The sequence below is a fragment of the Neobacillus mesonae genome, assembly GCF_001636315.1.
Taxonomy (GTDB): Bacteria; Bacillota; Bacilli; order Bacillales; family Cytobacillaceae; genus Neobacillus; species Neobacillus mesonae.
This window is the reverse complement of record NZ_KV440949.1, coordinates 4,592,578-4,604,891: the sequence shown is the minus strand read 5'-3', so window position 1 is coordinate 4,604,891 and position 12,314 is coordinate 4,592,578. Positions and strand designations below refer to the sequence as shown.

General features: G+C 40.2%; 9 protein-coding genes and 3 pseudogenes. All 12 read right to left on the bottom strand.

Annotated elements, in window-relative coordinates; translation table 11 throughout:
• Positions 1–201: 201 nt before the first annotated feature.
• Positions 202–999: a TIGR00282 family metallophosphoesterase gene (locus tag A6749_RS21645; protein WP_066396314.1), complete on the bottom strand. Its 798-nt coding sequence runs from the start codon at positions 997–999 to the stop codon at positions 202–204.
• 88 nt (positions 1,000–1,087) lie between these two features.
• Positions 1,088–2,647: a ribonuclease Y gene (gene rny, locus A6749_RS21640; protein ID WP_066396304.1), complete on the bottom strand. Its 1,560-nt coding sequence runs from the start codon at positions 2,645–2,647 to the stop codon at positions 1,088–1,090.
• 304 nt (positions 2,648–2,951) lie between these two features.
• Positions 2,952–3,383: pseudogene (locus tag A6749_RS21635) on the bottom strand (recombinase RecA); the annotation flags it as partial.
• A 332-nt stretch (positions 3,384–3,715) separates the two neighbouring features.
• Positions 3,716–4,036: pseudogene (locus A6749_RS21630) on the bottom strand (recombinase RecA); the annotation flags it as partial.
• Positions 4,037–4,164: 128 nt separating this feature from the next.
• On the bottom strand, positions 4,165–6,042 hold the full coding sequence (gene ltrA, locus A6749_RS21625; protein WP_066396301.1) for a group II intron reverse transcriptase/maturase: 1,878 nt from the start codon (positions 6,040–6,042) through the stop codon (positions 4,165–4,167).
• 836 nt (positions 6,043–6,878) lie between these two features.
• Positions 6,879–7,169 (bottom strand): annotated as a pseudogene (locus A6749_RS21620) (recombinase RecA); the annotation flags it as partial.
• Between the two features lie 256 nt (positions 7,170–7,425).
• On the bottom strand, positions 7,426–8,676 hold the full coding sequence (locus A6749_RS21615; RefSeq protein WP_066396292.1) for a competence/damage-inducible protein A: 1,251 nt from the start codon (positions 8,674–8,676) through the stop codon (positions 7,426–7,428).
• A 16-nt stretch (positions 8,677–8,692) separates the two neighbouring features.
• The gene (gene pgsA, locus A6749_RS21610; RefSeq protein ID WP_066396286.1) at positions 8,693–9,277 is read right to left on the bottom strand and encodes a CDP-diacylglycerol--glycerol-3-phosphate 3-phosphatidyltransferase; all 585 of its coding nucleotides are present in this window, start codon (positions 9,275–9,277) and stop codon (positions 8,693–8,695) included.
• A 91-nt stretch (positions 9,278–9,368) separates the two neighbouring features.
• The gene (locus A6749_RS21605) at positions 9,369–10,280 is read right to left on the bottom strand and encodes a helix-turn-helix domain-containing protein (RefSeq protein ID WP_066396282.1); all 912 of its coding nucleotides are present in this window, start codon (positions 10,278–10,280) and stop codon (positions 9,369–9,371) included.
• Between the two features lie 23 nt (positions 10,281–10,303).
• Positions 10,304–11,095, bottom strand: a complete 792-nt coding sequence (locus A6749_RS21600) for a YmfK family protein (RefSeq protein WP_066401082.1) — start codon at positions 11,093–11,095, stop codon at positions 10,304–10,306.
• 139 nt (positions 11,096–11,234) lie between these two features.
• Positions 11,235–11,480 (bottom strand): DUF3243 domain-containing protein, encoded by a 246-nt coding sequence (locus A6749_RS21595; protein ID WP_066396272.1) that lies wholly within the window; start codon positions 11,478–11,480, stop codon positions 11,235–11,237.
• 82 nt (positions 11,481–11,562) lie between these two features.
• Positions 11,563–12,285 (bottom strand): elongation factor P 5-aminopentanone reductase, encoded by a 723-nt coding sequence (gene ymfI, locus A6749_RS21590; protein ID WP_066396266.1) that lies wholly within the window; start codon positions 12,283–12,285, stop codon positions 11,563–11,565.
• Positions 12,286–12,314: the final 29 nt, after the last annotated feature.

Here is a 12,314-nt window from a genome sequence, read left to right as displayed (position 1 = left end):
TAGCTCCCCCTTGTAAAATCCCGATTCCGCATGATCAGTTTCATGGACAAATCAGGTATATAACATTCCACTGCTACTATATTCAAGAAACAAAAGACATATTCCGGCTTGGACAAAAAAAGTCAATATAAATGCCTAAAAGCGGTGTCAGGTACCATGTGAAAAATTCACAAGGTGCCTGACACCGCTTTTTATTGTTGTTTATGAAAAGAATGGGTTGTCATCATTAATAAGGATTGGTTTGATTTTTTTCGCCAGTCCTGTTTTGTTGTCTAATTCTATGTTAACGGCACTTAATTGGTTTCTGCCTGTCGTAGGGACTTCAAAGCGGACAGGAAGGCTTGTTAAGAAGCGTTTCAGGACAGCAGACCGCTCCATCCCCAAAATGCCGTCATACGGCCCTGTCATCCCTACATCTGTCAAGTAGGCAGTGCCCCCGGGCAAAATTCGATGGTCTCCTGTCTGGACGTGTGTATGGGTTCCGACTACAGCTGAAACCTTACCGTCTAAATACCAGCCAAGCGCCTGCTTCTCGCTCGTTACTTCGGCATGAAAATCAACAAAGATCAAAGGTGTTCTTTCTCTGGCAATAGAAATTAATTCATCTGCCTTTTGAAATGGACAATCAATCGGGTTCATGAATGTACGGCCTTGTAAATTGATAATGGCCACTTCTAATTGATTTATTTTGATAAAAATAAGTCCTTTCCCCGGTGTATCCTTTGGGAAGTTGGCCGGACGGACCAAGTATTTCGCATCATCAATAAATTCAAAGATTTCCCGGTTATCCCAAGCATGATTCCCCAATGTTACGGCTTGTGCACCTTGCTCTAAAAACTGACGATAAATTTTTTCTGTGATTCCTTTTCCCCCAGCAGCATTTTCCCCATTAATGATGGTTAATTGTGGGCTGTATTTCTCTTTTAATTTTGGCAAATATTCTTTCACCATATCTCTCCCGGGAGAGCCGACAATATCGCCGATAAAAAGTAAATTCATCTAATTTCCCTTTCATTTATAAAAATCATTCTTGTTTGATTGTAACATAATTTTTCAGAAATTAAATAAAGCGGTGCAGACGCACCGCTTATTTTGCATATTCAACAGCTCGTGTTTCACGAATGACTGTCACTTTAATATGTCCTGGATAATCCAATTCTTCTTCAATACGTTTGCGGATATCTCGTGCTAAACGATGTGCCGCAAGATCATCAATTGCATCAGGTCTAACAATAATCCGTACTTCACGCCCTGCTTGAATGGCAAAGGATTTCTCAACACCCTCATATGACTCGGAAATCTCTTCAAGTCTTTCAAGACGTCTAATATAGTTTTCTAATGTTTCACTTCGAGCGCCTGGTCTAGCAGCCGATAAAGCGTCAGCAGCGGCTACAAGCACTGCAATAATCGACGTAGGCGGCGTATCTCCATGATGGGAGGCGATGCTGTTTATTACTACTGGGTGCTCCTTGTATTTAGTTGCAAGTTCAACCCCAATTTCAACATGGCTTCCTTCTACTTCATGGTCAATCGCTTTACCAATATCATGAAGCAAACCTGCTCGTCTTGCCAGCGTTTCGTCCTGACCTAGCTCAGCAGCCAGCAGCCCTGAAAGCTGTGCTACTTCCATTGAGTGCTTTAACACATTTTGTCCGTAGCTTGTACGGAATTTTAAGCGGCCCAGAATCTTGATGAGGTCTGGGTGAAGTCCATGAACGCCAACCTCAAAGGTGGTTTGTTCTCCGACTTCACGAATATACTCATCCACTTCACGACGGGATTTTTCAACCATTTCCTCAATTCGTGCAGGATGGATACGGCCGTCTTGAACAAGCTTCTCAAGTGCCAGACGGGCAGTTTCACGACGGATTGGATCAAAACCTGATAGAATGACTGCTTCAGGAGTATCGTCAATAATTAAGTCAATACCTGTTAATGTTTCAAGGGTACGAATATTTCGGCCTTCACGACCAATGATTCTGCCCTTCATTTCGTCATTCGGCAGATTAACGACCGAGACAGTTGTTTCCGCAACGTGGTCAGCAGCGCAACGTTGGATTGCTAGCGATAAAATTTCTTTCGCTTTTTTATCTGCTTCCTCTTTCGCACGACTTTCGCTTTCTTTAATCATCATCGCGGTTTCATAGGAAAGTTCTTTTTCCATTCTTTCTAGGATGATGGTTTTAGCTTCATCACGCGTTAAGCTCGAAATTCGTTCGAGTTCTGTTTGTTGTTTTCTTACCAACTCGTCCACTTTGCTTTCCATCTCTTCAATATGCTGTTGTCTTTGGTTTAGAGAATCATCCTTCTTTTCTAAAAGATTTTCACGCTTGTTTAACGTTTCCTCTTTTCGATCTAAATTCTCTTCTCTTTGCAGTAAACGGTTTTCTTGTTTTTGCATTTCATTTCTTCGTTCACGAACCTCACGTTCTGCTTCTGAGCGAAGCTTGTGAATTTCATCCTTTGCTTCCAGCAAAGCTTCTTTTTTCAATGCATCAGCATCACGTTTCGCATCTTCAATAATTTGTTCCGCAGCATTTTTTGCACCAGTAACTTTTGCTTCAGCAATGGATTTATGAACAAAATAGCCAACAACGGCACCGACGATAAGGCCAAGCAAAATGGAGATGATAGTAATTGGGTCCATCGTTACACCTCCTCTTGCTATGAACTTTTAACGTTTTTTAAGTGTCGGCATGTACATTGTTTAGACTCAACATACAGCAAGCACTAAGGCTTTTCGCATTGTAATATTACCAAAAATGTAAAATATACATGTTAATTGTAAAGGTGTATATATTCATTGTCAAGGCTTACTCCATAAGGCTTTTTCAAATATTTTGAAATTAAACCATTGATTTTATGCAGTTTATGTATAATTACTGTTATATTTGAATAATTATTCCAGTAGCATAAAGGGCAAAACCTATATTCGGCTTTGCCCATACAAATTAATCTAGTAATTCAAATTGCTCGTCGTCATTAGTTTCAGTGACGGTTTTCTCCCCATCTAAACCGTAATGCTCACGGATTTTTTGCTGAATTTCAAGACGGACATCAGGATTTTCCTTTAAATACAGCTTCGCATTTTCGCGTCCTTGACCAAGTCTTTCATCATTGTAGGAATACCATGAACCGCTCTTTTGGACGATATCTAATTCTGAGCCTAAATCGATGATTTCGCCTTCCTTAGAAATTCCTTCTCCATACATTATATCTACTTCAGCAGTACGGAATGGAGGAGCCACTTTATTTTTGACAACTTTGATTTTTGTCTTGTTACCAACCATCTCATTGCCTTGCTTTAATGTTTCAGCACGGCGGACCTCAAGACGAATTGTCGAGTAAAATTTCAGCGCACGCCCCCCAGGCGTAGTCTCTGGCTAACTCTATAGATTTACCATCTCTATAGTATGGACTATCTCTTCATCTCTATTTAAAATAGAGAGCCTTGCACTTCCGGCAGCAGCCTATCCCCTGCCGTACGCTACTCGGTTAGCTCTAAAGCCCCTTTCGCTAGTCTCTAAACCTTCCTCACAACTTTGTAAGGCTTGGCACGGTATTACCCAGTTTTATTGGAGGGCTTCACCGTTAGCAATGTTTCCATCACACCCCTAGGCAATAGGGTTCACAAGGTATTTTTCATGCTATCACTAGCAAGGGAAACCCAGTGTAAACTCCTTACTCTATCAATAGACTAAGCAACTACAAGTTGATTTCCAAACATTACTCCGACTTTTTCACGGATTTGGTTTATGAAGACAGCAATTGTCTTCGATTTGTTTATAGCACCAGATAGTTTACGAAGTGCTTGCGACATTAAGCGCGCTTGAAGACCTACATGGGAGTCACCCATTTCACCTTCAATTTCAGCTTTTGGTACTAACGCAGCAACAGAGTCGATAACAATAATATCTACTGCACCGCTTCGTACTAATGCTTCAGCGATCTCAAGCGCCTGCTCGCCAGTATCTGGCTGGGAAAGTAATAATTCATCAATGTTAACGCCTAATTTTTGTGCATAAGCTGGGTCGAGCGTTAGCGATAGGTAACAGTCATCCTCAACATTACTTGTAGGAGCTGTTTTCCCCCGCTTCACACCGTACGTGCGAGTTTCCCCGCATACGGCGTTCCATCAAGATATATTCATTACAGTGATTAACTTTACTCCCTTAATGCCAATTTACGATATTTATGAAGCTTAAGAATTGAATTCTTCTTCAAATGGAATGTTTCCTTGTCGGTTAATTCCTTCGCATGTATTAAAGTATGGCATTTGTTACAGGTCGTGGCGAGATTGGGAACTTTATTAACTTGGTCGAAAGGTAATTTGTTATCTATATGGTGGGTTTGTGTATCCCCGAAACCTGTTAAGGTTTCTCTGCATATAGAGCATTTTCCTTTGTCCCTGTTAAACGCATTACATCTATTCATAAAATATTCGTAGGTGTAAAGTTTACGCTTATTTCCTGCAAGTATTAATGCAAGGTGTTCGGAGTTCAAAAGAGCTTCTGTTCTGAGTAATAGTGGTCTACTTTTCGACCTTTTGAAGTATAGCTCTCTTCCTTCCACTGAGTACGGAGTTTCGTCTTGGTTTTTCTTTGGGTATTTTACCCAAGTTGCAAAACTTAGTGAAATAAATCCTATCCAATGGTTCTTATATTTAACCGCAGGGACTTGTTCAGTCCTTTCGGGATAGAAGGTTTTAAGGTTTTGACATTGATTTGCTGGAATCCAGTCGCCACCATATTTCTTTATACTTTTATATGCAGTGTATTTTAGATTTTCTCTAAAATCTCTCATGCTTAAGTTAATGCCTGGTGAGGAGTTGTAATAATTGATAATGCCTCTAAACTTGCTGTTAATTACATTGATGTCATTTATCAACCATTCTTCATCCGAACAGAATTTGAGTTTCTTTAAGTCTTTACTTATTTCCTTGAATTTCTTTTCGAGTTTGTCTCTATCTGGATATGAATATCCCACATGTCCGTTGCCTTTCTGAATCATTTTAATTCGAAAGCCAAGGAACTTAATAGGTTTCTTTTTCATATTCGTGATATAGGTTTTCTCGTCGGATAGTTCAAGTTTAAGTTTGTCGTTAAGAAATTCTTTAATCCTGTACTTCCATTTTTCCGCATTTTCCTTACTATTTGTAAAGAGAACCCAATCATCTGCATACCGTAGAAAGAATTCAGGTCTTGTTATGGAAGAATAATTCCGTAAGGAACTAAGTTTCGCTATTCTTGATTTAGTTCCATTTCTTAGCTCTTTGTCTTCCCACTCTCTTGAAACCCATTCGTCAAGTTTGTGGAGGTAAACATTCGCTAAAAGAGGGGAGATTATTCCTCCTTGTGGAGTTCCTAATTCGTTTCTTTTTATCTCATTCATAATTCCTGCTTTGAGCATTTCTTTGATTATCATGAGGATTCGTCTATCTCTGATTCCCATGTGCCAAAGTTGCTTTATGAGGATATTATGATTGACATTATCGAAGAATCCTTTAATGTCTCCTTCAACCACCCAGTTATATTTAATCTTAGTTCCAATGAAGATTGCCCGTTCTACTGCTTGTTTGGCGTCTCTCATAGGTCTGAATCCATATGAGTGTTTAAAGAATTGTGCTTCAAGAATCGGCTCGATTGTCATTCTAATACATTCCTGTATTATTCTATCAATAAGCGCAGGGATTCCTAAAGATCGTTTTTCCTTATTACCAGGCTTTGGTATATAAACCCTTCTTACTTCTTTTGGTTTATAGTTTTCCATTGTTGTTTGAACTAAGTCTATAACCTCGGCAAATTGTTTGGATAGTATGTCTTGCATTATGACGTTATCAGTACCAGCCGTTTTACTACCTTTGTTAGCTTTTATTTTATGAATTGCCGATATTATAACTGTCCTGCTAATCGCCACTTCTAAGAGTCCTTTAAAACTCGGCAACACGTCATCTTCAATAGAATTCCGAGTGCTTTGATAGAGTCTGTCAAGGATGGTTCTTAGCTCTGCTTCGTCTGTGGGAGCGTTTAGTTTTTGAGACATATTTTTTTCACCCTATTTCTAAGAAAGTTATCTTATTAACATTAAGGGTTATATGTCTTTAGTCAGTTAGGCTCACCAAAGGTTTTATTTTTAAAACCTTTCTCACGGCTTCCATAAACTCGTTAATTTGTAATGAATTAGTTTACTTCCGATAAACTTTTCTTGACTATGCCCCTTCGCTCCACAGGCATTACCCTGTTTCAACACTACTACGGGCTGAAGCCCCCCATCTTCAACAGTCATTTCCTACTGTTTAGTGACATCAGCTTGCACTCACTTTAACATCCACTGATGGGGTTCTCTTGTTCCTCATTACCTATCCTTATCATAGTTTCCTTAGACCCCTACTCTGACCCGTCAGCCATTCATTCGCCTAATGGTTGGTCGGCTAAGAACTCTTATCCTTAAATGGATAAGTTCAGAAAACAGCAAACACGAATACTGTATCCGAGACTGAACCTCACTTGGAGGTGGAAATCTTCTTGGTTCGATTTCCCACGCATTACGAGCCGTACTTCCGCAGGTTCATTCCAATGCAAATGCATTCTTTAGTCATAGAAACTTTATGGACTCCCGACTACTTCTCTAACCACTTCACAGGTCCGATTTTCGCCGACCTCTCCGAGCTTCGCACAATGATATTGTGCTATATCACCGCACGTCGGGGTATTAGAGCAAGAACCCAACCAAAGTTCTTGAAACGGAATTTCACCGTTTAATTCAGTAATGAAGTTAGGACATAACCACCAGTTTGTGAAGGGATTTGTATCCTTCGTGGTCTCTGTCCCTCTAATCTTTCATATAGCATTTCTGCTATATCTGGATTAGAAACAAGACACACCATGTTCGGCATCAATAAACGCAGCTTGTCCGCCTGCTGCTTGCACTTCTGCAATAGCGTGCAAGGCAACCGTAGTCTTACCTGAGCTTTCCGGACCATAAATCTCAATTATTCTCCCTCTAGGATACCCTCCGACTCCAAGTGCTGCGTCAAGGGCCAAGGATCCGCTTGGGACAGTTGAAATTTTTGTTTCGGTCTGTTCTCCCATTCTCATGATGGAGCCCTTACCGAATTGTTTTTCTATTTGTTTTAGCGCCATTTCTAACGCGGCCTTACGGTCACTCACAAATAGACCTCCTTTATAGAAATTTTATTATTGCTGGAATCTATCAAAACGAAACCTACTAATAATATAACCTCTTTTAGACTATTTGTCGAGCAAAAACACGAACATCTATTCGTCATGTTTGCAATCAATATTTACTGGGAAAAGGACCAATTTCATCCGTTTTTTAGGATTATCAACATGTTTTTCTCAAGAAAACAAATTTTTCTTTAATTGTCAGATATCCTATGAAAATAAAAAAAATCACAGAACACCCTTAAGCATTCTGTGATTCCCGTATAGTCTTGATTAAAAAATAACAGCCAAATTTAACAGCACGTGTCCGATTCGCGGCTCTTGTACCGCCTAGTATAATTTCCTCAACCATAGTCGGGCGGCCCTTTATCGCAATCCCAATATAAACTGTTCCTACCGACTTTCCTTCCAGTTCATCGGGACCGGCAACGCCGGTAAAGCTGATGCCGATGTCAGTGCCGAAAATCCGCGCTGCATTCTCCGCTAATTCATTAGCACATTGTTCGCTGACAGCTCCATGGACTTCGAGTGTTTCCGGTTTGACCTGTAACATCAGCTGCTTAATTTCATTCGCATAGCAGACTACTCCGCCTTTGAATACCGAACTTGCTCCTGAAATTGAGGTGATTTCCTGTTGAAACATGCCTCCGGTTAAACTTTCTGCCGCTGTAATCGTCAATTTCTTTTCCTTTAACAATTTCGTTAGTTCTTCCAAAAGTGAAGAACTATCATAACCATATATATACTGTCCAACCCGCTGCCTAATTTTTTCTTCCACTTCATCCAGCATCGAGGCCCCCACAGCTTCATCCGTATGCTTTGCTGTCAACCTTAAGGTAACCTCACCATCCCCGGCAAGCGGTGCAATCGTAGGATTGCTCTGGGCATCAATAAGGTCGATAATTTCAGTTTCCAATGCCGCTTCGCCAATTCCAAAAAAACGGAGTACGCGTGACACGATTTGTTCCTTAAGACCCACCTCCGCAGAAAGCGCCTTTATTCCATATTGTGAAAACATCGGTTCCATTTCCTTTGGCGGGCCCGGAAGGAGGATATATATGCGGCTGCCTTTTTTCAACAACATTCCAGGCGCCATTCCATGATTGTTAGGAAGGACATGGGAACCTTCTATAATGAGTGCCTGCTTTCGGTTGTTTTCTGTCATGATCCGATTTGTCCTGTGAAAATAAAGTTCAATCCCTGCTAAAGCTGTGTCATCCATTACCAGCTGCTTCCCAAGATGCTTCGCGATCGTTTCCTTTGTTAAATCATCCTTCGTCGGTCCAAGTCCACCGGTAAAAATAATAATATTTGCCCGCTCTTCGGCAATCTTAATAGCGGCCTTGAGCCTAGCAGGATTGTCTCCAACAACCGTATGAAAATATACATCAATTCCCGCCTCGGCTAACTGTTGTGAAATAAACCTGGCATTCGTATTGACAATTTGACCTAATAAAAGCTCTGAACCCACTGCGATAATTTCCGCATTCATCTATTCCGCTCCCTCCTTACTTTGAATTTTTAAACACATGAAGATTTTTCGCAAAATAGTCCCAGCCGGACCAAACCGTAAAAAATAAAGCGACCCATAATGACAAAATATCAAAGCGGAATGGAATCATGGCAAAAATAATATTATGTAATAATATAACTGAAATTGCGATAATTTGCGTCCATGTTTTAATTTTCCCTAGCATATTGGCGGCTACAACTTCACCTTCACCGGCAAGCAAGAGGCGTAGCCCGGTAACCGCAAACTCCCTGCTGATGATCAAAATGACAATCCACGAAGGTGCATATAGATCCTGTAATTCCACTAACACAATCAGCGCAGAGGAGACAAGCAGTTTATCCGCGAGCGGATCAAGAAATTTCCCCATATTTGTTACTAAATTATACTTTCTCGCATAATGACCATCCACCCAATCGGTTGTGGATGCAATAATAAATATTAACGCACCGATAAAATGAGTTACCGGGATATCCGCTCCGAGCAAATGGATTTCACCCCAATCAAAAGGGACAAGCATAATAATCAAAAAGATTGGGATTAATAAAATTCTTGAAACGGTTATTCTATTTGGTATATTCATTTAATTTTCCTCCTAAAAAACACGAAAAAGCCTTTCATTTTAGGCACTTAGAAACATGAAACAGAAGTGAAAAATAGTCATCGCTTGATGACTATTCGTTCTTAGGAACATATTGAATCGTAATGTCCTGCCGAACCTGTTTAGACGGATCTGCTGCATAATTAAGCTTTTGGTCATTTACAAAGATATCAGTCTCATAGGCTCTGCCAACGACAATATAAGCTTCTTCCTCCGAGGATAAATCAATTTCCTGGCTTTCAGTTGACCCTTTTTTTAACATGCCAGAATAAAAGGATTTACCCTTGCCGTTTCTGATGCTGACCCATGTTTCTCCTGTGGATACTACTTTCACAACAAATTTTTCTGCATTTTTCAATTCAAAAGTTGACTTCCTGCCTTGGCTTTTAACAACTGATAACTCCTGCTTAGTTTCTTCTTCCGAAGGTTTTGTTGTTTCCTCATTTGAACTGTTATTAACATCATCTTTTCCTTGATTCCGATTCTTTTCCTCAGCCGGTTTTGTTTCATTTGCTTTTGCTTTATCAATATTATTCTCTAATTTCACAGGATCCGCTTTCTTGTTCATTGATTCATTTGTATCACTGCCTGCATGATTAGCGACAAAATAATATAAAATTCCGGCTACCCCAATAACAAAAACACCAATTAATATTTTTGGCAGGACATCAAATACTTTCGAATTTCCTTCTGAAATAGACTTATGTGTTTTCACACGTGAAAGCTGCTGCGGCAGTTCTTCATAATAAGAAGCAGGAATTTCACTCTTATACGTTTCAAAAATTTCATCAGGATTTAATTCCAGCGCCTCGGCATATTGCTTAATAAAGGCACGCACATAGAAATTTCCCGGCATTGTCGAATAATTGCCTTCCTCAATTCCAATTAAATAGCGCTTTTGGATTTTTGTCATCGATTGCAAATCATCTAGACTTAAGTTTTTGGCTAAACGGGCTTCTTTTAATCGATTCCCTAATTCAGTCACTAAAAACACCTTCCAATTTTTTATTAAAAATTAAAATCCCCGAAATCGGATCCGGAGAACATACTATGCTCATCCACGACATCGTATGTAATCACTTCATCAGCATGATTTCTAAGCTCGATAATATAATCGAAATCATCCAGAGTATACTCTGAGTTCTGCACAAACATATCAGGATGCTCGATCACTTTAACTGCCGGCAGACGCATAATTTCCCGAACAAGCTGCCAGTGTCGTTCGTTCGCGCGCCTTGTGGACACAATACCATCTAAAATAAACAAATTATTAGCATTGTACTCATCTTTAATCAATTGATTTCGAATCGTTTGCTTCAAAAGAGTAGATGAAACAAATAACCAGCGTTTACTTGCACACACACTTGCGGCAACGAGTGACTCGGTTTTACCCACACGAGGCATGCCGCGAATCCCAATCAATTTATGACCTTCCTGTTTAAATAATTCTGCCATAAAATCAACTAATAATCCAAGCTCATCCCTTACAAAGCGGAATGTTTTTTTATCATCCGCATCTCTTTGAATATACCGGCCATGACGGACAGCAAGTCTGTCGCGAAGCTTCGGTTCTCTTATTTTAATCACTTTTATTGTGTCCATTTTATGTAAAATTGACTCAAGACGTTTAATTTGATTATCATCGTTTGCTAACATCAGCAAACCGCGTCTTCCTTCGTCCACACCATTAATAGTAATAATATTAATAGAAAGCATTCCTAAAAGAGAAGAAATATCGCCTAGCAAACCGGGGCGGTTCTTTTGAATCTCATATTCTAAATACCACTCTTTTTTCATGATTATCCCCCTAAGAAAATTCGACAATATTTGCACGTATTATTTCCTAACCCTTATCATAAATGATTTTACTGGAAGATGAAAGAAAAAACACAGTTAACAAGAAAAAAAGAGAGGGAGGGTGCCCTCCGCTCTCTTGGCCTTATTGTTTAACAAGCTTAACCATAACATTCGCGATCGCCTGCTGCTCTTGGTCGTTTGCAACAGACCACATGTCTGAAAGAACCCGCTGCTGCTCATTTTTCGGATCCACATTTTGGGATAAATAGTCACCGATTTGGTGTGCCAGGCTGCCAATAGCCCCTTCACTCATACCTTGAGTTTGAGCATTCTGAAGACGATCGCCAAGGAAATCCTGCCACTCTTTCCAGTTATCTAAAACAGACATTGTTTAACCTCCTTTTGATTATGGTACATGGTTATTTTGCTATTTAGAGGTTGAAACTATGCACGAAGAATGCGGAATTTTTTTATGTATACCAGCCCCCATTGACCGCAAGTACCTGCCCAGTAATATAGCCGGCCTGATCTGATAATAAAAATGCCGCGGCATGAGCAATCTCCTCAGGCTGCCCGAGCCTGCCCATCGGAATTTCAAATCGGATTCGGTCTACTTCTTCCTCCGTAAATCCCTCCATCATGGGGGTTTCAACCGCTCCAGGGGCTATCGCATTAACGCGGATCCCGTTTAAGGCAACTTCCTTACTAAGCGCTTTTACGAAGGCTATTTGCGCACCTTTTGCTGCAGAATACGCCGCTTCACAAGCAGCACCAGTCTGGCCCCAAATAGAGGCGACCATAATAATACTTCCAGATCCTTTAGACAGCATTTTAGGCAGCAATTCCTTTGTAAGCATGATTGGGCTTAATACATGGATATTCATTAAGTTCTTCAAAGCGTCAGGCTCTAAATCGATTAATAAACCATAATGGCTGTTACCGCCGCAATGGATAATACCGTCAAGCGAAAAAATTTGCGAGACGATTTGTTTATAACCAGTGATATCCGACAAATCAGCATGGATGGGGATATACTCTCCGCCAAAATGCTTTAATCTTTTCAATAACCCCTTAATGGACTGTTCATTTTGATTATAATGCAGATACAAATGATAACCGCTTTCCGCTAAATGATAAGCTGCTGCTTGTCCGATTCCCCCGCTTGCTCCCGTAATTAATACAAATTTCTTCATTCTACTCTTCCCCCAAGACTTCAGCTAAA